This is a genomic window from Pectobacterium sp. 1950-15 (assembly GCF_037136835.1).
Classification (GTDB): Bacteria; Pseudomonadota; Gammaproteobacteria; order Enterobacterales; family Enterobacteriaceae; genus Pectobacterium.
Genome location: NZ_JBBBQR010000002.1, coordinates 290,412 through 312,126 on the forward strand (window position 1 = coordinate 290,412; position 21,715 = coordinate 312,126).

18 protein-coding genes are annotated in these 21,715 nt (G+C 52.1%); 10 read left to right on the top strand and 8 right to left on the bottom strand.

What is annotated here, in order from left to right:
* Positions 1-278: 278 nt before the first annotated feature.
* The 5 genes from WCT94_RS03385 (at position 279) to WCT94_RS03405 (ending at position 5,732) form a co-directional block, all read left to right on the top strand.
* On the top strand, positions 279-1,256 hold the full coding sequence (locus tag WCT94_RS03385) for a TRAP transporter substrate-binding protein (RefSeq protein ID WP_336867963.1): 978 nt from the start codon (positions 279-281) through the stop codon (positions 1,254-1,256).
* A gap of 238 nt (positions 1,257-1,494) precedes the next feature.
* The gene (locus WCT94_RS03390; RefSeq protein ID WP_336867964.1) at positions 1,495-2,001 is read left to right on the top strand and encodes a TRAP transporter small permease; all 507 of its coding nucleotides are present in this window, start codon (positions 1,495-1,497) and stop codon (positions 1,999-2,001) included.
* Between the two features lie 15 nt (positions 2,002-2,016).
* Complete coding sequence (locus tag WCT94_RS03395; RefSeq protein WP_336867966.1) at positions 2,017-3,309, top strand: TRAP transporter large permease; 1,293 nt, start codon at positions 2,017-2,019, stop codon at positions 3,307-3,309.
* A gap of 245 nt (positions 3,310-3,554) precedes the next feature.
* Positions 3,555-4,745 carry a cystathionine beta-lyase gene (metC, locus tag WCT94_RS03400; RefSeq protein WP_336867968.1) on the top strand — a complete coding sequence of 397 codons (1,191 nt, stop codon included), beginning with the start codon at positions 3,555-3,557 and terminating at the stop codon, positions 4,743-4,745.
* A gap of 327 nt (positions 4,746-5,072) precedes the next feature.
* The gene (locus tag WCT94_RS03405) at positions 5,073-5,732 is read left to right on the top strand and encodes a DedA family protein (protein WP_039354736.1); all 660 of its coding nucleotides are present in this window, start codon (positions 5,073-5,075) and stop codon (positions 5,730-5,732) included.
* 28 nt (positions 5,733-5,760) lie between these two features.
* Here the strand turns inward: WCT94_RS03405 and WCT94_RS03410 are convergent, their stop codons facing one another.
* The gene (locus WCT94_RS03410; RefSeq protein WP_442955472.1) at positions 5,761-6,693 is read right to left on the bottom strand and encodes an AraC family transcriptional regulator; all 933 of its coding nucleotides are present in this window, start codon (positions 6,691-6,693) and stop codon (positions 5,761-5,763) included.
* Between the two features lie 289 nt (positions 6,694-6,982).
* Here WCT94_RS03410 and WCT94_RS03415 point away from each other — a divergent pair, with 289 nt between their 5' ends.
* The 3 genes from WCT94_RS03415 to dkgA all read left to right on the top strand — a co-directional run bounded on the left by WCT94_RS03415 (position 6,983) and on the right by dkgA (position 10,117).
* Positions 6,983-7,723: an NADPH-dependent oxidoreductase gene (locus WCT94_RS03415; RefSeq protein WP_336867970.1), complete on the top strand. Its 741-nt coding sequence runs from the start codon at positions 6,983-6,985 to the stop codon at positions 7,721-7,723.
* A 3-nt stretch (positions 7,724-7,726) separates the two neighbouring features.
* Entirely contained in the window at positions 7,727-8,890 is a 1,164-nt protein-coding gene (gene yqhD / locus WCT94_RS03420) for an alcohol dehydrogenase (protein WP_336867972.1), read from the top strand.
* Between the two features lie 399 nt (positions 8,891-9,289).
* A complete protein-coding gene (gene dkgA / locus WCT94_RS03425) occupies positions 9,290-10,117 on the top strand; it encodes a 2,5-didehydrogluconate reductase DkgA (RefSeq protein WP_336867974.1) in 828 nt (275 codons plus the stop codon).
* A 49-nt stretch (positions 10,118-10,166) separates the two neighbouring features.
* Here the strand turns inward: dkgA and WCT94_RS03430 are convergent, their stop codons facing one another.
* From WCT94_RS03430 to WCT94_RS03455, 6 genes are all read right to left on the bottom strand, one after another.
* Entirely contained in the window at positions 10,167-10,904 is a 738-nt protein-coding gene (locus WCT94_RS03430; RefSeq protein WP_336867976.1) for a GntR family transcriptional regulator, read from the bottom strand.
* Between the two features lie 343 nt (positions 10,905-11,247).
* Positions 11,248-12,663 carry a cell division protein FtsP gene (gene ftsP, locus WCT94_RS03435; protein ID WP_336867977.1) on the bottom strand — a complete coding sequence of 472 codons (1,416 nt, stop codon included), beginning with the start codon at positions 12,661-12,663 and terminating at the stop codon, positions 11,248-11,250.
* Positions 12,664-12,764: 101 nt separating this feature from the next.
* Positions 12,765-13,502 carry a 1-acylglycerol-3-phosphate O-acyltransferase gene (locus tag WCT94_RS03440; RefSeq protein WP_336867979.1) on the bottom strand — a complete coding sequence of 246 codons (738 nt, stop codon included), beginning with the start codon at positions 13,500-13,502 and terminating at the stop codon, positions 12,765-12,767.
* A 150-nt stretch (positions 13,503-13,652) separates the two neighbouring features.
* On the bottom strand, positions 13,653-15,923 hold the full coding sequence (gene parC / locus WCT94_RS03445) for a DNA topoisomerase IV subunit A (protein ID WP_336867981.1): 2,271 nt from the start codon (positions 15,921-15,923) through the stop codon (positions 13,653-13,655).
* Between the two features lie 189 nt (positions 15,924-16,112).
* On the bottom strand, positions 16,113-16,616 hold the full coding sequence (locus WCT94_RS03450; RefSeq protein ID WP_336867982.1) for an SUKH-3 domain-containing protein: 504 nt from the start codon (positions 16,614-16,616) through the stop codon (positions 16,113-16,115).
* Positions 16,617-16,716: 100 nt separating this feature from the next.
* A complete protein-coding gene (locus WCT94_RS03455; RefSeq protein WP_336867983.1) occupies positions 16,717-17,052 on the bottom strand; it encodes a DUF2314 domain-containing protein in 336 nt (111 codons plus the stop codon).
* A gap of 250 nt (positions 17,053-17,302) precedes the next feature.
* Here WCT94_RS03455 and WCT94_RS03460 point away from each other — a divergent pair, with 250 nt between their 5' ends.
* Positions 17,303-19,705: a TonB-dependent receptor domain-containing protein gene (locus tag WCT94_RS03460; protein ID WP_336867986.1), complete on the top strand. Its 2,403-nt coding sequence runs from the start codon at positions 17,303-17,305 to the stop codon at positions 19,703-19,705.
* A gap of 17 nt (positions 19,706-19,722) precedes the next feature.
* Here the strand turns inward: WCT94_RS03460 and WCT94_RS20800 are convergent, their stop codons facing one another.
* A complete protein-coding gene (locus tag WCT94_RS20800) occupies positions 19,723-19,875 on the bottom strand; it encodes a fibronectin type II domain-containing protein (protein ID WP_442955473.1) in 153 nt (50 codons plus the stop codon).
* A gap of 265 nt (positions 19,876-20,140) precedes the next feature.
* On the opposite strand from WCT94_RS20800, the gene WCT94_RS03465 reads away from it, so the two are divergent.
* The gene (locus tag WCT94_RS03465; RefSeq protein ID WP_336867987.1) at positions 20,141-21,691 is read left to right on the top strand and encodes a BglG family transcription antiterminator; all 1,551 of its coding nucleotides are present in this window, start codon (positions 20,141-20,143) and stop codon (positions 21,689-21,691) included.
* Positions 21,692-21,715: the final 24 nt, after the last annotated feature.

A 21,715-nucleotide genomic window follows, 5' to 3' on the forward strand; every position in this document is an offset into this window, starting at 1 on the left:
ATCACGTTATACATAACCCATGAGGAGAACAGGAATAAAATCCATATAAAACAGCATTTCATATTAGCTTTTTCTTTTGTGACGCGAGTCATTCTACGAAGTTGTATAATAGGTTAGCTTAACTCGCAGAGAATACCGATGTGCGCCACAATAATACCTAATAGGCAGCCGTACTCTCGTCATTAAACCCACTACTTATATTCTTTTTTCATGGGTTTATATTTTATAAGTCACCATTTGATTATCGATAATGTCACCCCACCTCTGGAGATAATTCAATGAAGCTGTCGAAAACATTGATCGGTGTTTGTCTGGGTTCTACTGCACTCCTGATGAGCCACGCGATTCAGGCACAACAAATTAAAGCCTCCGATGTTCACCCTGAAGGTTACCCTAATGTCGTCGCGGTTCAAAAAATGGGAGAGAAATTAAAAACTGCCACAGGTGGCAGGTTGGAAATTAAAACCTTCCCCGGCGGTGTATTGGGCGATGAGAAACAGATGATTGAGCAGGCGCAGCTCGGTGCGATTGATATTATCCGTGTATCGATGACGCCCGTTGCCGCGATTTTACCGGAAATAGAAGTCTTCACGCTGCCCTATATTTTCCGTGATGAAGATCATATGCATAAAGTACTGGATGGAAAAATCGGTCAGGAAATTGGTGACAAAATTACCCAAAGCAGTAAATCAAAATTAGTTTTTCTGGGCTGGATGGACGCAGGAACGCGTAACTTAATCACCAAAGAGCCAGTGGTGAAACCAGAAGACCTCAAGGGCATGAAGATTCGCGTCCAGGGTAGCCCAGTTGCGCTCGCCACGTTAAAAGCCATGGGTGCCAACTCAATCGCGATGGGCGTCAGTGAAGTCTTCAGCGGTATGCAAACTGGCGTCATTGACGGTACCGAAAATAACCCGCCAACGTTTGTCGCACACAACTACCTGCCTGTCGTGAAAAACTATACCTGGAGCCGCCACTTCATTATCCCTGAGTTGTTCCTGTATTCCAAAGCCAAATGGGACAAACTATCCAAAGAAGATCAGGATCTGATCCTGAAGCTGGCGAAAGAAGCGCAACAGGAACAGCGCGTACTGTGGAAAGAATATACGCAGCAATCTCTGGATAAAATGAAAGCCGGCGGCGTTCAGTTCCATGACATTGATACCGAGTACTATTTCAAAGCCACGCAACCCGTACGCGATCAGTTTGGTGCCAAATATCAGGATCTGATTAAAGCCGTCGCTGACGTCCAATAAAAAACTTATATCTAAAATAGTTCCGTTGTCGAGATAGGGCCACACGGCGTCATTTTTTACCATGCAACGTGTTGGCCCTTTGTACGAATAAAGCAGGGTGATGTATTCCATAGTACGACATGCCACCTTTTGGGGAAAACATGCCGCACTCACACAATCTGCTTGATATAAAACGGATAGTTAATAGGGATAAAGCACTCGTGGCTTTATCTGCCATTCTTTTCATCGGGTAGAGAATATGGCCAACGCATACATTTCAGCCATGGACCTGTTATACAGAATTGCTATGTGGGTCTCTGGTATTTCATTATTAATTATGACACTCATTATTCCCATGGGAATATTTTCCCGCTATGTAATGAATGAGGGAATTTCATGGCCAGAGCCCATCTCTATTATATGTATGGTGACATTTACCTTTGTCGGTGCAGCTGTTAGCTATCGAGCCTGTACGCACATTGCGGTGACCATGTTAACCGATCGCTTACCTGAAAAATTAAAAAGCGTCTGTGCTTTTATCGCTGAACTTTTGATGATGATCATAAGCGTCTTTATTCTTTACTACGGCACGATGCTGTGTATTGAACTCTGGGAACAACCCGTCGCCGAATTCCCTCTATTAAGCGCTGGGGAAACTTACCTCCCCTTACCGATTGGTTCGCTCATTACATTATTGTTCATCATCGAACGAATTTGCTTTGGCTCACAGGATAAACGTCCCGTAGTCATGCTCGGCAATTCTTAACCCGGAGCCAATACCATGGATGCTTTCGTCTTACTTGCAACACTGGCGGTTTTGCTTGCCGTGGGTGTTCCTGTAGCCTATTCAGTCGGTTTGAGTGCTATCGTCGGTGCGTTCTGGATCGACATTCCTCTGGAAGCCGTGATGATCCAAATCACCAGCGGAGTGAATAAATTCTCACTGCTCGCTATTCCTTTCTTTATTTTAGCTGGTGCCATTATGGCCGAAGGCGGCATTGCCCGCCGTCTGGTCAATTTTGCTTATATCTTTGTTGGCTTTATTCGCGGCGGATTATCACTGGTCAATATTGTGGCATCCACCTTCTTTGGTGCGATTTCGGGGTCGTCCGTGGCAGATACTGCCTCGATTGGTTCCGTCATGATCCCAGAAATGGAAAAGAAAGGTTACCCGCGCGATTTCGCCGCAGCCGTTACTGCCAGCGGTTCCGTTCAGGCAATATTGATCCCCCCCAGCCATAACTCCGTTATTTATTCACTGGCTGCTGGTGGTTCCGTTTCCATCGCCGCTCTGTTTATCGCTGGCGTATTGCCAGGGCTCTTACTCGGTTTGACTCTCATGGTGATGTGCGTCGGTTTCGCCCATCAGCGCGGCTATCCGAAAGGCGAACGCGTACCGTTCCGTCAGGCGCTGAAAATCTTTGTCGATACCCTGTGGGGATTGATGACGGTTGTCATTATTATGGGCGGGATCTTATCCGGTATTTTTACCGCAACCGAGTCTGCGGCCATCGCCTGTCTGTGGTCCTTCTTCGTGACCATGTTTATCTATAAAGATTATAAGTGGTCGGAACTGCCTACGCTGATGTACCGCACGGTGAAAACCGTCACAATCGTGATGATCCTGATCGGCTTCGCTGCCGCATTCGGTGCCATCATGACCTACATGCAGTTGCCTGCCCGCATTACCGAGTTTTTCACCTCCATCTCGGATAACAAATACGTCATCCTGATGTGGATTAACATCATGCTGCTTTTGCTGGGTACGCTGATGGATATGGCGCCGCTTATCCTGATCCTAACCCCGGTACTGCTCCCAGTGGCGCTTTCACTCGGTATTGATCCGGTACATTTCGGCATGATTATGATGGTCAACCTGGGAGTTGGACTAATTACGCCGCCAGTGGGATCGGTGCTTTTCGTTGCCAGTGCGGTGAGTAAACAGAAGATAGAACAGGTCGTTAAAGCGATGCTGCCCTTCTACTGCGGGCTCTTCTTTGTGCTGATGCTGGTCACCTATATTCCGGCTATCTCACTCTGGCTTCCTAAGCTCTTTGGCGTCCATACGGGTTAACGCACGCACAATTGCGCCATGTTGTTCAACGCAATACAGAACAACATGGCGCTTCTTGCTTTCTTCCTGAAATGTTTTCATCTACCCCTCATCTTATCCTCCTTACGCCCACACGCCGCCCAAGCCGTGATAACGTAGGGTTAATACATCGAATAGCGCCTTCTTGTTCCTCACACTTTCACTATCGGGAATATTTGGCGTATTGGGTCATCCGGCAGGATTGAATAGAAAAGGTAATAGTGGTTATGACAAGCAAAAAAACGGCAACAGCGTTAGTCGCCGCAGGACGCAGCAAGAAATTCACCCACGGCTCCGTCAACCCCGTTATTCAGCGCGCTTCCTCGCTGGTATTCGATACCGTGCAGGACAAGAAGCACGCCACCATTAACCGAGCCAAAGGTGCGCTGTTCTACGGACGCCGCGGTACGCTGACCCATTTCTCATTTCAGGAAGCGATGGTGGAGCTGGAAGGCGGCGCAGGCTGCGCGCTGTATCCTTGTGGAGCGGCTGCCGTTTCTAACGCGATCTTCTCTTTCGTCGCAGCGGGCGCTCATATTCTGGTGACGGAGTCGGCCTACGAACCCACACAGGATTTCTGCACAAAAGTGCTCAAAAAAATGAACGTCAGCACCACCTATTTCGATCCGCTCATCGGTGCCGGCATTGCCGAACTGATCCAGCCTAATACCAAAGTCGTCTTTCTCGAATCGCCGGGCTCCATCACTATGGAAGTCCATGATGTGCCGGCAATCGTACAAGCCGTGCGCCGCATCAATCCCGAAATCGTTATCATGATCGATAATACCTGGGCTGCGGGTATTTTATTCAAAGCGCTCGACTTCGATATTGATATCTCCATTCAGGCGGGTACGAAATACATCGTCGGCCATTCCGATGCCATGATCGGCACGGCGGTGGCGAATGAGCGCTGCTGGGCGCAACTGCGTGAGCACTCTTATCTGATGGGGCAAATGGTGGATGCCGATACCGCCTATGTCGCCAGCCGTGGCCTGCGCACGCTGGGCGTCAGACTCAAACAGCATCAGGAAAGCAGTATCCGCATTGCGCAGTGGCTGGCAGAACGCCCGGAAGTCGCTGTCGTTAATCACCCTGCGTTGCCAGAATGCAAAGGGCATGAATTCTACGTCCGCGATTTTAACGGCTGCAACGGCTTGTTCTCCTTTGTGTTGAAGGAGAAATTAAGCAAAGAAACGCTGGCGCACTATCTGGATCATTTTGAACACTTCAGCATGGCGTATTCCTGGGGAGGCTTCGAATCTCTGATTCTGGCGAATCAGCCAGAAGAACTCGCAGCGATCCGCCCGGTGAACGGTGTGGATTTTACCGGCACACTTATTCGGTTACATATTGGACTTGAAGACAGTGACGATCTGATCGACGATCTGGCCGCGGGTTTCAGCAGGCTAAACGCCTAGTCTGGTAAGGCATCAGCACGCTCACCGCAGCCAACCGATAGGAAATAAAATACAGGAAGTGTGACGGCCATAATGCCGCCGCATCTTGATTTCCCCTGCGGGGCGGTGGGTAATGCGTTATGATAATCATGAGTCAACGCTTACTAAAAAACCGCGTTACCTTAACCAAAAATTAAGCATTAAGCTTTATCGTATTCTCACAGCAATGCGGCAAGGCGTTTTGCCCATACTGATTTTAGGGCTTGATAGGCAGTAGATTTCAGGTAACCCAGCGTTCCACCGCCGCTGCCTGAAAGATAGTGAATATCGTCACTGGCGGGAAGTAATATGAGTGTGGTTCACGACATTATTCAGGCGCTCTGGCAGCAGGATTTTAGTGCACTGGCCGATCCCCACGTCATTTGGGTGGTTTACGGCATTCTGTTCACGACGCTGTTTCTGGAGAACGGCCTGCTGCCGGCCTCTTTTCTGCCCGGCGATAGCCTGCTGTTGCTCACCGGTGCCATGATTGCCAAAGGCGTGATGAGCTTTTTCCCTACGATGATTTTGCTCACCGTCGCCGCCAGCCTCGGCTGCTGGCTCAGCTACCTCCAAGGGCGCTGGCTGAGCGATACGCGTCTGGTAAAGGGCTGGCTGTTGCAGCTTCCCGCGCATTACCACCAGCGTGCCCATCACCTGTTCCACCGCCACGGCCTGATGGCGCTGCTGGTTGGCCGCTTTTTAGCGTTTATCCGCACGCTGCTGCCGACGATGGCGGGTATTTCCGGGTTAAATAATACGCGCTTCCAAATTTTCAACTGGCTTAGCGGGCTGCTGTGGGTCGGGGGCATTGTCACCCTCGGCTATGCGCTCAGCCACATTCCGCTGGTCAAACGCTATGAAGATCAGGTGATGACCGCGCTGATCCTGCTCCCGATTATTTTGCTGGTCAGCGGCCTGATTGGCATGGCTGTCGTGGTGTGGCGTAAAAAACGTGCTGTCGCCTAATCGGCAGCCACACGCTTTCTTAGCGCCCTCAGCTTCCCTCAACCGCTATATTGCTGGCCTTTAATCTCGCCACTTCATCGCCCGGCGTCGCACCGAAATAGCGCTTAAACTCCCGGCTAAACTGCGACACGCTCTCATACCCTACGCGAACGGCCGCCACACCCGCTCTCAGCCCCTCGTTGATCATCAGCACGCGCGCTTTATGTAAGCGGTAGGATTTCAGGTACTGCAACGGCGATGTATTGGTGACCGCTTTGAAGTTATGGTGAAATGCCGAGACGCTCATGTTCACTTCCGCCGCCAGCTGTTCCACGTTCAGGCTATCGGCATAGTGATTTTCGATACGTCGCAGAGACTTGGCAATCTGGCTGAAGTGCGTATGCCGATTAACCAGCGCCTGTAATGCCGCACCGCGCTCGCCGCAGAGCATATGATAGATAATCTCGCGCACAATCGTCGGCCCCAGTACACGAGCATCACGCGGGTTATCCATCGCATCCAATAGCCGCTCAACCGCACACAGAATCTCATCGGTCAGCGGCGCGCTGTTCACCCCGCACGTACAGGAACAGGGGCGAACCGCGCTATCGTCGTCACCAATGTCGATCAGCAAATCCTGAAGCATCTGGATATCGATACGGATCGCCATCCCCACCAGCGGATGTTCAGCGCTGGCTATCGTTTCACATTCGAACGGCAGCGGTACCGTCATCAGCAGGTAGTTTTCAGGGTCATACTGGAAGGTTTTCCCGCCCAGATAGCCAATTTTCTGGCCCTGAAAAATGATGACGATCGTCGGCTCATACATGACCGGCACGCGCGGGTGGTGCTGTTCCGTATACAGAATTTTGACCTGAGGCACGAGCGAAGGCGTGGCCCAGTTTTTGGTTGAACAACGGATAGCCTGTTGCACGATGCGTTGCCGTACTGTCTGCTGCGGCGTCGCCTGTTGCTGCTCCATCGGCTTCTGAACCGTTGGTGTTTGAACAAGCCGCTCACATTGGCTTTCCGTCGACATACTTTGAGTTTGCGTCACAATGGTGTTATCTCGCTACTGGTTCGCTTTTCCTGCCCGAAGCCTCTCTCCTGACAGAAGAAACAAAATGACATACCTGCGAATTATTATCACCCTTTTCTCCTGTATTTTGGAGAAATAGGCAATAAGCAAACAGAAATGTGCATTGAACGGCTTTCACGGGTTGATGACAATACTCAGCATACATTCGCCCCTTCATCACCTGGGAAAAGACATGAATAAAACGATTGAACTGTTCACCTCACACCGCAGTGAACGTAGCTATCTTGATAAAGCGATCCCCGATGACGTGCTGGATGCCATTATTCAGTCCGCACATCTGGCACCGACCTCCGTGAACTCTCAGCAGGTCTCGCTCGTCGTCACCCGCGACCCGAAACGCAAAGCGCGCATTGCCGAATTGGCTGGCGGCCAGCCGTGGATTGCCCAGGCGCCCGTCTTCATTACCGTGGTGCTGGACATGCATAAAACGCAGGTCGGGATTGCCATGAGCGGAAAGCAGCAGCACGCGCATGAAAGCCTCGAAAGCCTGATCGCCGGCACAACGGATGTCGGTATCGCACTCGGCACGCTGATGGCCGCCGCACGCTCATTTGGGCTGGGCATCGTCCCAATTGGCGGTATTCGTCGCGAACCGCAGGCGATGATCGATTTTCTGGAACTGCCTGAACTGACGTTCCCCGTCGCAGGCGTCGCTATCGGTTACGTCGACACCCCTGCACATCAGAAACCGCGTCTGCCGCTGAATTCATTCCGCCATGATGAAACCTATCATCAGGACGTTCTGCCTGCGGCGATTGAGCAATATAACCAAACGCTGGTGGCACACTGGCAGCAAACCGGCCGCGCAGACGGTGACAACTGGGGTGATAACACCGCCAGCTACTATCAGCACATTTATTTCCCGAAAGTCTTACCCGCGATCCTCCAACAGGGCTTTAAACTGGACAAATAACCTATGCTAAATTTCACACTTCATACCCCTACCAAGATTTTGTTTGGCGAAGGCCAGATTGCTGAATTAGGCAAAGAAATTCCTGCCAACGCCCGTATCCTCATCACCTACGGCGGCGGCAGCGTGAAGCACAATGGCGTACTGGATCAGGTCTATCGCGCACTAGAAGGCCGCAACGTACGTGAGTTTTCCGGCATTGAGCCGAACCCGACTTACGAAACGCTGATGAAAGCCGTCGAGGTCGTCCGTGCGGAGAAGATTGATTTCCTGCTGGCGGTTGGCGGTGGCTCTGTGGTTGATGGCACGAAATTTATCGCTGCCGCCGCAGATTATCAGGCTGCACAGGACCCGTGGCATATTCTGCAAACCGGTGGGGCGGAAATCGATCGCGGCGTCGCAATGGCAGCCGTGCTTACCCTGCCAGCGACCGGTTCGGAATCCAATAACGGCGCGGTCATCACCCGTAAATCGACCAACGATAAGCTCGCCTTCCGTTCACGTTACACCCAGCCGCTTTTCGCCGTACTCGACCCGGTGGTGACCTACACCCTGCCCGCTCGCCAAATTGCAAACGGCGTGGTTGATGCCTTCGTTCACACCGTTGAGCAGTACCTGACGTATTCCGTCGATGCCAAAGTACAGGATCGTTTTGCGGAAGGCCTACTGCTAACGCTGGTTGAAGAAGGCCCACGCGCGCTGGCGGAACCAGAAAACTATAAGGTCAGAGCCAATGTGATGTGGAGCGCTACGATGGCGTTGAACGGCCTGATTGGCGCAGGTGTGCCGCAGGACTGGTCAACCCACATGCTGGGACACGAATTAACGGCGCTGCACGGCCTCGACCATGCCCAGACGCTGGCTATCGTTCTGCCCGCTATGCTGACGGCAAGAAAAGCCCAGAAACGCGACAAACTGCTGCAATACGCCGAGCGCGTCTGGAACCTGCGCGACGGTAGTGAAGACCAGCGCATCGACGGCGCGATTGCCGCTACGCGTGACTTCTTCGAGAAAATGGGCGTACCGACCCGTATGTCTGACTACCAGTTGGATGGCAGTTCTATCCCGACACTGGTCGCCAAACTTAGCGAGCACGGCCTGACTGCCCTAGGCGAGCACCGCGACATTACGCTGGAAGAAAGCCAGAAGATTTACGAAGCGGCACGTTAAGTGCCTCTGCACCAAATTATTCAAGTTAGAGGAGAAAACACTACCGTTTAAACAACACTTATACCCTCACCTCAATGCTGTGTCTGTTAAGGGGAGCCGCTCAGCTAATACTGATCGCTTAAGCCTGTTATTAGGGGAAACACAGGGGGAGGTTCCCGCAGGGAGGCCTCACCCCTGTGGTCACCCCGTGTATCTCGATGCTTAAACGATCTGCATGAAGCCGATCGGCTCCCTTTATCATCAGGCAACCTATAACCGACCAATTTTTCTACTAGACTGAAATCATATGCCTGTTCCTGCGAGGGATCACATTGTCCTATTTCCGTGATATGAACAGGTCGCCCATCCAGTTAACCCTATGATATTTTTATGGATTAACGGATATAAAAGGAGAATGAGATGACGCAACCGAAAGTTAAGCTGGCGGACGGCAATATCATGCCCCAGTTGGGCCTTGGTGTCTGGCGAGCAAGCAGTGAGGATACGGTGAGAGCCGTAACTGAAGCATTGTCCATCGGTTATCGGGCGATCGATACCGCCGCTATTTATAAGAACGAGGAGGCCGTGGGTCAGGCGCTGAGTTCCGCGAATCTGCCGCGTGAAGAGGTATTCATCACCACCAAGCTCTGGAATGGCGATCACACCGATCCCCAGAAGGCGCTGGAAGAGAGCCTGAGACAACTTCGGTTAGATTATATCGATCTCTACCTGATTCACTGGCCGCTCCCGCAGCAGAACACTTTTGTGGATGCCTGGCGCGGGCTCATCAAACTCCAGGAACAGGGGCTGGCAAAAAGCATTGGCGTCAGCAATTTCCACATTCACCACTTACAACGGTTAAAAGAAGAAACGGGCGTGTTGCCGGTCATCGATCAGGTCGAGCTGCATCCTCTTCTCCAGCAAAGACAGCTTCACGCCTGGAATGCGACGCATCACATCCAGACCGAATCCTGGAGCCCGCTGGCACAGGGCGGCGAGGGGGTTTTTGACCATCCGACTATCCGCAAACTGGCGACAAAATACGGAAAAACGCCGGCACAAATCGTGATTCGCTGGCATTTGGACAGCGGGCTGGTGGTGATTCCTAAATCGGTGACGCCTTCCCGCATCAAAGAAAACTTCGAGGTGTTCGATTTCCGTCTGGATAAAGACGAGCTGGGTGAAATTGCCAAGCTGGACAGCGGGAAGCGACTGGGTTCGGACCCTGACGAACCGAGAAACGACTAAGAGCTCATCCACCTTTAATGCCAGCATTCACCGTGCTGGCATGTTTCTTCTAATCGGCAAACTGAATCTCATACACATCGCTACGGCAATGCGCCTCGCTGTATTCCAACAGTTCACCCTGTTCGTTATAAACATGCAGTTGGCAATACAGTATCGGTGCTTCCACCGCGATACCAAGACGCGCGGCGATCTCTGCCGCACAGGCAATCGCTTTGAAACGATAGCGCTTTTTGTCCGGCGTGATCCCGCACGTCATCCAATATTGATAGAGAGACTGTTCAAGCGCTTCTGGGTCAGGCAGGAATTTTTGCGGTATCCAGGTCGTTTCCAGCGAGACTGGCTCGCCATTGCTTAGCCGCACGCGCCGCAGATAGGTAACGGCCTCACCTTCCGGCAACGACATTTTTGCCGCGATGGCAGCAGGCGGAACCTGTATCGTCTTCTCCAGCCATAGGCTGCCAGCGACGCCGCCCTGTTTCAGTACCAGCGCGGTGAACCCTTCATCTTCGTCGCTCAACGCGTAGTGGAGCCGTTGAGCGACGCGGGTTCCCACCCCTTGCTGGCGAACAATCAGCCCCTTTTCTTCCAGCAGCGACAGGGAACGGGAAACTGTTACGCGCGATAATCCCAGCTGTTGCGCAATCAATCTTTCCGCAGGTAAGAACTGGCCTGCTAACGCCTTCCGACGGCTGATTTCTGATTCAAGCAACGACGCGAGCTGCATATAGCGAGGCGCCGATGATGCCTCAGCCAGTTGATCCCTGACCCAAAGCAGTAATTCCCGCATAGTGCAGCCTTTTTAGTGACGCAGCATTCTGGCTGCGTGCAGGTTAAAACAGGGAGTGAACCTGATTTCATCGCGAAACGAAACGCCCCGACTCTGAAATGGTTGTAATAAAGCGTGTTTTTTAGCACCTGTCAGACCTGGAACAGCATGCGGTTCAAAACGTGATTCACCCTTAATTCATAACAACATCAATCTATAAGGTATCGTCCTCACGGCTTCGCATCTTTAATCTTGGTTTGTCTGAATAGAGGTGGATCACATTAAGAAACAGGTGGATACCAGAAACACTGCCGTCACACGTGTCACGGCAGAGGGATAAGGGCGGAAGGGGATGGCAGGCAGTTTACATCGCAGGCTGTACGATGAGCTGTCCCGTTGAACCACGGTCGGCCAATTCCAGCGTCTGGCTGTAATACAGGAAGGGGAACGCCATTGAGGAAGGCTGCATGAAATAAACCAGCAGCTCGACATCGTTATCCACCCACACCGTATCTTTCCAGCCGCTGTCTTCCACCGCCGGCGGGCCACCATTCGCGCTACGCACGAGGAATTTAACGCCCTGAATATGGAAAGCCTGTGGCGTATCGGCGTGGATAATCCAGCGTTCGCAGCGGCCAAGCTGCGTTTGTACATCAGCACGTGTCATGTCCCACATCGCACCGTTGATGCCGGGCAAGCTGTCACCCAAACGGAATTCGCGCGTGCGGCTGATGCTACCTTCAATGATGTTGTCGGCCAGCAGGCGCATCGGCAGGTTGTCCGTCACCAATGGCAGCAGGCCCGTCGGCTTAAGGGTGAGTATTTGAGTAGAAATCAGGATGCTGGAAGGCTCAAATAAGCCGCGCAGGCGATCCATAATCCCAGCCGATTCCCCTGCCGTCAGCGTGACGTCTTCGCCCTGCGACATGTCGATCAGAATCTCACGCCGTTCGCCGGGTGCGAGAGAAAGCTGGTTCACCGCCATCGGTGCCGGTAGCAATCCTTGATCGCTGGCAATCACATGCATCGCCCGACCATCGCTCAGCCGCATCACGTAACGCCGGGAGTTCGACGCGTTCAGCAATCTCAGACGCACCCAGCCACGGGACACTTCAACAAAGGGATTTTGGATGCCGTTGACTAATAGCGAATCCCCCACGAAGCCGCCGTTAGAAGGCGGGCTATAAATAGGAACACCAAAGTTATCCAGTCGTTTATCCTGAATAATCAATGGAAAATCATCAACACCGTAGTGATTGGGCAGCGGCAGGGCCTTACTGGCTCGGTCTTCCACCAGCCATAGTCCAGCCAGCCCGTTATAGATATGTGGCGCCATGCGGTTCGGCGTATTCGCATGATACCAGCAGGTCGCCGACGGCTGACGAATGGGTAATACCGGCGACCAGTCGGTTCCCGGAGCAATGATGCGGGCGGCCCCCCCCATCAGCGGACCCGGCACCTGCAACCCACCGATCGTCATCGCGACAGGCTCATTCAACCGGTTACTGTAAATCAGCTTAACGTCATCGCCGTCATAGACGCGTACCGTCGGCCCTAAATAACGGCCATTGATGCCCCAAATGGATGTCTTACGATCGCCGGAAAATGCCCAATGGGCACGCTGCATGGTCAGAAAAAGAGGCTGGCCTCGGCGCGACTCCAGTAACGGCGGTATCGGCAATGCGGCGGAACTCCCACTGGCTTTAGCCGTCAGTGGCGTCATTCCCGCACATAACGCAAGGCCCGATGCCTGAATAAACTGACGTCGGCTGAGTGACATAATGACTCCGTAAATCCATTAACCGTAAGCAAAGTTTAACTTCCGATTCGTTCTTGAATAGACAATCGGAAGAAATAATCGCGTAACCCGATGAGGTAAGTTTATTTTTTGTCTGCCGCTTCGCGCGCCGCCACTTCTGCATCCAGCTCGGCAATCTTGGCCGCCATCACATCATGGCAATGTGAAGCCAGCTCGCGAACCTGATCTTTGGTATACGCGCGGGTATCAATGGGCGGCAACATTTCTACGATAACGAGGCCGTTATTCCAGCGGTTCAATTTTACTTTATTGCTGGTCGTAGAAACGCAAATCGGCACAATCGGCACTTCTGCGCTAATCGCGGCATGAAAGGCACCGGTTTTGAATGGCAGCAGGCCGCGTCCACGGCTGCGTGTACCTTCGGGGAACATCCAGATGGAGGTGTTTCGTTCTTTAATATGTTTCACCACCTGAGTGATGGTGCCGTGCGCTTTCGCACGGTTTTCGCGATCAATCAGCAAATTACCCGTCAGCCAGTAAAGCGGCCCGAAGAACGGGATCCACAGCAGGCTTTTCTTACCTACGGTAACCGTACGCGGCTGGACGGCTTTGGATACCGTGACCATATCGTAATTATTCTGATGATTCGCGATATAGATGCAGTTGCCGTAATGCGCGGCTTCTTCCGGTATCCGCATTTCTACGTTCAGGCCAAACACCGTGGACAAGCGTCCAAAAAGATGGCCGAAGGTCGCCACATGACGGGGATTTCTAGGGCTGAACAGGCAGTAAAACAAGCCAAAAACACAGACCAAAATAGAAAATATAACGACAATAAAAAAACGCAAAATGGATAACATAGCAACCTCATTAGCCGACAGCCGCCGCTAGTATAGCGATTTCGCGCTAAAACACACGGTGATTCAATTTGCTGCAAGATGGCAACCGGAAACTAAAGAAAGGCGGTATTACACCGCCTTTCTCAACATGCACAGGACAATACGGAGGGGTTATTCTTCGCTGCTGCCGGTGCTAATCTGCTGCGGTGCATCCACCTCAATCCGGTCGATGCGCTGTAGCCCACGCAGCAACGTGCCTTTCCGCCCGCGCTCACCCTGATACTTCTGAAGCTCGTTCGGACGCAGCACCAGCTTACGTTTACCGAAATACAGCGTGACGGAAGCCTGTGGCGGGAGCAGATACAGCCAGGTCAGACGGTCTTTACCTTCAGCAAAATCAGCCGAGGAGATGGACACAATCTTGTTGCCTTTGCCTTTCGACAGCTGTGGCAGATCGGAGACAGGGAACAACAGCATTCTGCCAGCGGCGGTGATCGCCATCAGCAGGTTATCGTCACCGTGGATCTCGATAGGCGCCAGCGCCTTCGCATTATCCGGCAGCGTAATAATCGCTTTACCCGCACGGTTGCGCGCGACCAGATCGTTGAAAGTACACACGAAGCCGTAGCCTGCATCCGATGCCATCAGCAGCGGCTGATCGTCTGCGGCCATCAGCACCTGTTCAATCGTCGCGCCCGGCGGCGGCGTGAGTTTGCCCGTCAGCGGCTCGCCCTGACCGCGTGCGGAAGGCAGCGTGATCGGGTCCAGCGCGTAGCTGCGTCCGGTGGAGTCAATAAACACCACAGGCTGATTGCTCTTACCTTTCGCAGCGGCGCGGAAGCTATCACCCGCTTTGTAACTCAGTCCGGCAGGATCGATGTCATGCCCTTTGGCGCTGCGTACCCAGCCCATTTCCGACAGCACAATGGTGACCGGTTCGGACGGCACAAAGTCATGTTCACTCATCGCTTTCGCTTCGCTGCGTTCATACAGCGGCGAACGACGATCGTCGCCATAGGTTTGCGCATCCGCCTGAATTTCTTTCTTAATCAGATTGCTGAGCTTACGATCTGACGCCAGCAGCGCTTGCAGCTGATCGCGCTCTTTTGCCAGATCGTCCTGCTCACCGCGGATTTTCATCTCTTCCAGCTTGGCCAAATGGCGTAATTTCAGCTCCAGGATCGCTTCAGCCTGTGTCTCACTCAGGCTGAACTGGCGCATCAGTACCGGCTTCGGCTCATCTTCCGTGCGGATGATATGGATGACTTCATCAATATTCAGGAACGCAATCAGCAAGCCTTCAAGGATATGCAGGCGCTTGAGCACTTTTTCCAGACGGTAGTTCAGACGGCGGCACACCGTATCACGACGGAATACCAGCCACTCGCTCAGGATCTCGACCAGCCCTTTCACGCTAGGGCGACCATCCAGACCGATCATGTTCATGTTAACGCGGTAGCTCTTTTCCAGATCGGTCGTGGCGAACAGGTGATTCATCACCTGATCCATATCGATACGGTTCGAGCGCGGCACCAGCACCAGACGAGTTGGATTCTCGTGATCGGATTCGTCGCGCAGATCTTCCACCATCGGCAGCTTCTTCGCGCGCATCTGGCTGGCAATCTGTTCCAGCACTTTGGCACCGGAAACCTGATGTGGCAACGCGGTAATGACGACATCACCGTCTTCTTTCTTCCAGACGGCGCGCATACGTACCGAGCCACGGCCATTCTGGTAGAGTTTGCGCACTTCATCGCGCGGCGTGATGATTTCAGCTTCCGTCGGGAAATCCGGCCCCTGCACATGCTGCAATAAATCGTCCAGCGAAGCCTTCGGATTTTCCAGCAACATGACCGCAGCGGCGGCGACTTCACGCACGTTATGCGGTGGAATATCCGTTGCCATACCAACAGCGATACCGGTGGTGCCGTTCAGCAGAATATTCGGCAGACGCGCAGGCAGCATCTTCGGCTCCTGCATCGTCCCGTCAAAGTTCGGGGTGTAATCGACCGTGCCCTGCCCTAACTCCGACAGCAGGATTTCAGCGTATTTGGACAACCGCGATTCGGTATAACGCATGGCGGCGAAGGATTTCGGATCGTCCGGCGCGCCCCAGTTCCCCTGACCATCCACCAGCGGATAGCGGTACGAGAACGGCTGCGCCATCAGCACCATTGCTTCATAGCAGGCGCTGTCGCCGTGCGGATGGTATTTACCCAGCACGTCACCCACGGTACGGGCGGATTTTTTAAATTTGGCGCTGGCATTCAGCCCCAGTTCGGACATCGCATACACAATGCGACGCTGCACAGGCTTCAGGCCATCGCCAATGAACGGCAATGCCCTGTCCATGATGACGTACATGGAATAATTCAGGTATGCATTTTCGGTAAACGTGCGCAGCGCAAGGCTTTCTGCGCCGTCATGAGTCATCTCACTCATTTATCTCATTTCCCTCACATCGCGGCGCGATGGTTACGCTTTCCGGCACGCCATAGCGGCGGTATGTTTGGCGGGAATAGTACCTTATCTGATGAGGTGATGTCACAGGGAACAATCTCGCAGAAAACCGTGTTGCGGCTCCACGCCGATAATGACCGATGTGAATCTGGCTGCGGCGCGAAAAGAGGGCTAGCGGTAGCGATAAACGTTCGGATGGTCTGCGGTAATCGTCTCGCCATATACGGATAGTGACGCCTCGTCTGGCCGCAGCATCGGTTTCCCCCTACGGCCAAGCAAAATGCGTTCAATGGCCGTGCCGAAAGCGGCCCCTTCAAACCAGAATGCCTCATGTATAAAGCTCATTCCGTAGCAGACTCCCTCGCTATCCATCAGCAGAGCACCGTGTGAATGATGGGTTTCGCCGATCAGAATCAGCGTCGTATTCAGAATGCCCTGCCACTCCAGCAGCGTTTCATCCTCCTGCACATCCTCGTTGCAGCCAAAAATAATATCGCCACTCGCGCATTCTTCTCCTGCGCCGCACTGCCCAACCGTCAGCCCGCCAAACGCGTGCAGGATAGCAAAAGCAGGGTGGCTCTCAGGCACAAACGGCGGGACTGATTGTGGCGCGACATCCGGCCAGCCTGCCGCCTGAAACAGTGGAAAAACAGATTCGGGTATTTCAATCGACATCGTTCAGCATCTTATGAGCAGATCACCATCATTAATGGACGCGATGCAGGCACTAAACATGGTGGCATCCGCGCGGACATCGTCAGTGTGAATAATGCGGCTATTCATCCTTTCCATAAATGCCAATCACGTGACAAGGATGGAACGTAACAACCTGTCCGCATCGCACACAGTCGCTTCCCGTGGGAGTATTGTCTAAAACACCTTGATAAAATGCGTGATGCTTTTTCGTCACTCTGACCCACATCCTTTCCACCGACAGCTCATCCGCGCCTGCGGTTTTTTCCATACGAAAGATTAGCTTAACAAAATCGTCGGGGACGAGTGACTCACGTACTCCGTTGTCTGGAATCCAGAATGAATCAGGATACTCACGGTTAAGCGCTTCGCCATCGTCCAGCTCGTAGTGATCGGTTTCATAAGTCGGTAGTTTCATGACACCTCCTTGATACAGAACGCCTACACCATCGCCTTCGATTGGATAGCGAACATAGCGTTTCATTAAGAATTATTCATCATCATTGCAACAACAGATGATAATGCTTAGCATATTGATAATAATTATCATTACCATATGATAATTAATGTTATTCGCCGTTTTGCATTTCCCTTGCAGACGCTAGCGACCAGCACGCCATGTTTCCCCAACGCCGCTGGCCAGAACAACCTTATAGCAGAGTATCACTATGTTAATTAACAAGAATTTAAATAAAATTCTTCTCACCGGCATCTTGACTGGCGTCGCGCTGAACAGCATGGCAGCGGATAGCACCACGGGCAACAACGCACTCAGCGGGAAGAATCAGGATAATTCAGCGGCGAAAGCGGAACAAACCGACGATGTGATGACGGTGAAATCGCCAAAAATCGAGAAAAAAGCGGGATCGAGTACAACGCTGACGGCCGCAGATATGCAAAAAGAAGGCGGCAACAATTTTGGCACCATCATGCGTTATCAACCTCTGGTGAGCGCAACGGGTGCCAGCGGCGGCAGTAATACCGGGAAAAGCGGCTTTGACCGCGGCGGTTACACGGGCTACAACATTCGTGGGATTGAAAGCAACCGTGTTGCGATCGATACCGATGGCATCGCTCTGCCCAATGCCACAGGCCGCAGCTACGCCAGCCGTGCCGGATTCAATACGTTCGGCATGGGACGCGACTATATCGACCCTTACGTGTACAGCAGCGTCGATATTGAGTCAGGCGTCACCTCCGCAGAAAATACCATCAACGCGCTCGGAGGCAGCGTCTCCTTTCGGCCAAAATCTGCCGATGATTATCTGAAAGCAGGCAAACAGGACTACTTTGGTCTCCAGAGTGACTTCGACTCCGCCAACCATGGTTGGCATAATGGCATCACCGCCGCAGGCGGTGATGACGAACTGCGCGGCGTGGTCGTGCTCAGCCGCCGCGACGGCCAGCAAACGCGTAATAACAGCGACGAGATCGCCGCTTACCCCGCCAACTGGCACTCTAACGCCATTCTGGCGTCCGGTATTTGGCAGGCCAACGACGAGCACCAGCTCACCGGTACGCTGGATTATTACCATAAAACCAACCACGCCCATTATGACTACTGGGGTAGTTTGCCAAGCGGCAACAACACCATTTATGGCACGGCGCAACAAAGCAGCGAGACACGCCGCTGGACCGCCAGCCTGAAAGATCGCTGGACGCCCGTTAACAATACGCTGGTCGATTTGGTTGATAGCCGCATTTACTTCCAGAACAGCGAATCACATGACAATACCTGGCTACCCGCAACCACAGGGATGGCGGCAGCGGATAGCCACCGGGTCTATTCCGACTACAATGTCACCACCTATGGGTTCGATACCCATATGGTGAAAAGCTGGGATCGCCACGAATTCAGTTGGGGTCTTAATGCCAGCCAAAGCAAGACAGAACGCCCGTTCAGGCAATCACCGAATCAAACGGGTGCCAATAACATCATGCAGCCAGAAGCCGATAGCAACAGCTACACCGTCGGCGGCTTTGTGCAGGATACCGCTACGTGGGAGCTGGCGGGGCACGCCTTCTCGGTTGTCCCTGCCGTGCGCGCCATCCACCAGCGTACCAAACCGACCAATACGGTTCGCCTGAGCGGTGACGGCAGTGTCATCAGTGAATCCGATGTCAACAGACTGTACGGTAAAGCCAACAGTGATACGCAAGTCTTGCCTTCACTGAGCTTCCTCTATGACATCACCCCGACGCTGACAACCTATTTGCAGTACCGCCGTGGCGCACAGTTCCCGGATGCCAGCCAGCTTTATGGCAGCACCAATCTGGACGCTAACTATGCCGGACCAGCTCAGTATGCCTTTATCGGCAATAGCGACCTCAAGACGGAAACCAGCAACAACGTAGAATGGGGATTAAAAGGCGAAGCAACGGAGGGAATCACCTTCCGTACCGCGCTGTTCTACAACACGTATAAGAACTTTATCGCCAATACCCGCTACCGTCGTAGCGCCAACCCCGATAAATTTACTAATGTTCCTAGCAATATCAGTACGATATATCAGGCGGAAAACCGCGATAAAGCCTACATCTACGGTGGTGAGGTCAGCAGCAAAATACAGCTAGGCACCTGGTTCCCAGCGGTTGATGGGCTCAGCACCACGCTGGCGTTTGGCTACACCAAAGGCCAGTCGCAATCCCGCTACCTTGGCGACCGCTATGTCGATCTCGACAGCGTGGCCCCGATGAAAGCCGTGATAGGTATCGCCTACGACGATCCTTCCCAGCGCTACGGTGCCGCCGTGACGTCTACCTTCCAGAAAGGGAAACAGGCGAAAGATACCAGCCGTGAAAGCTACACCAATGCAGGCAACGCTATCACCGCCTCGAATGTCGAATATATGCGCATTCCCGGCTACGGAATGGTGGATCTGACCGCCTACTATCGCGTGACCAAAAACGTGAAAATCAACGGCGGCGTGTATAACCTGACTGACCGTAAATACTGGGATTACCTCAGCAGCCGCCAGATTGAGACCAACGATCGGCAGGGGCAGTATGACCGCGCCCTCTCCGTGCAGCCTGGTCGTACCTTCCAACTGGGCGTGAACGTGGACTTCTAATCCGCGTCGCTCACGATTCAATGAAAAAGGCGATGTCTGCATGAGGCATCGCCATCGTAATCAGGCAAGAGCGCGCACCACGGCTTCCTTGCCTTTTTATTTTTCTCTATACACTCTTCCCGCCACGCTCCGTTTAATTGCGCCGATATCGTTATTTCTACAGCATTAATTAATGACGATTCCGTTCAGAATGGCTAATTTCCCTCTCGCTATAACGTGATCGCGATCTCAATTAATATTCAGCCAGCACTATGTTTTAATTTTGTCCTATTCAGCGGACAGCATTTAGTATTGTCCCTCTCGACTATCGCGACTAGATTAATGATTACAGCACGCCATTTAAATAAACCGACAGAGAAAATAAAACAGGAAATTATTTAGAAAAAATTATCAATTCGATAAGCATCAGAAAATCTAAAGACAAATGAGGGTAATATGATGCAGCCACTCACCTCCCGTCAGAACCGTTTATTGAAATATCTGTTACAACACCAGGGATATGTAACGGTTAAAGATATTGCACATTACCTCGATGTGTCTGAAAAAACCGTCTATCGTGATATGCAATTTGTTGAAGCCTTCCTTTCTGTCTGGAATATTTATCCAGACAAAAAGGTCGGTGCGGGACTCATGTTAATCACCGATGACGACCGGCACCTCGCATTACTGGAACAGCAAATTGTCGTGGACGACGGGGATACCGATGCGCTGATCAACAATGCGCGTCGCGTCAAAATTGCCTCACAGCTATTAAGCGATACGCCTCATGAAACGTCCATTAGCAAGCTGTCAGAGCGCTATTTTATCAGCAGCGCCTCTATCGTTAACGACCTGAAAATCATCGAAAGCTGGCTACATCCACTGGGGCTGGCGCTGGTGCGCAGCCAGAGCGGCACGCACATTGAAGGCAGTGAGAATCAGGTGCGTCAGGCGATGGCCTCGCTCATTAATGACGTCATGCACCATAAAGAACCCGGCCCGCTTAGCCATTCCCGTCTCGACCCCGGCAGCTATAAAGCGCTGATTAATTATTTCGGTGAAGAAAATGTGTCCTTCGTCGAATCGCTGTTACAGAGCATGGAGCGTCAACTTTCTTATCCGCTCGGTGAGCCTTATTACATTAATATTTTCACGCATACCTTAATTATGATGCATCGTATTGCGCAGGGAAAAGCGTTAATAATGGCGGAAGAATCCGTTCATCATCAGGTTGATAATCGCATCTTCTCCATCGCTCAAAATATGGTGAGCCAAATAGAGCAGCGCGTCGAGAGCACGCTGCCCTCTGATGAAGTCTGGTTCATTTACCAATATATTATTTCTTCCGGCATTGTGATGGAGGAACGGGCGAATAATCAACTGCTCCGCTATCAATTCTCTAATGGTGAATCACGCAGAATCACGCGCGCCTTGACGCAGATATTTTCTGCGTTAATCAATATCGACCTGAGCACGGATAAATTATTGCATGAAGGGTTGCTGATTCATATCAAGCCATTGCTTAACCGCTTAAAATACCAAATACACATTCGCAACCCGTTATTAGACGATATCAAAAGCGAATTTATCGATATTTATGAAATGACTCAGCAGGCGATGAGTGAAGTCTGCCAGCAGTTTCAATTAAAACCGGTCGCTGAGGATGAAGTCGGCTATCTGACCATTCATTTTCAAGCCGCATTGGAACGCCAAATTGCCCATAAACGTATTCTGGTGGTGTGCTCCAGCGGCGTAGGGACGTCACACCTGTTAAAAAACCGTATTCTGCGCGCGTTTCCTGACTGGATTATTGTTGGCGTGATCTCAGCCAGCAATATGCAGATATTTTGTCAGCAGGAAGAGATTGAGCTGATTATTTCCACGATTCATCTGGAAGAACAACACATTCCTGTCGTCTACGTTTCCGCCTTTTTTAATGATGATGACATTAAACGTGTTACCGAAAAAGTTATCTCTAATCAACTGCATCAGGCCATCCCCCATTGATTATTGGCCTAACGTTACTTTTAA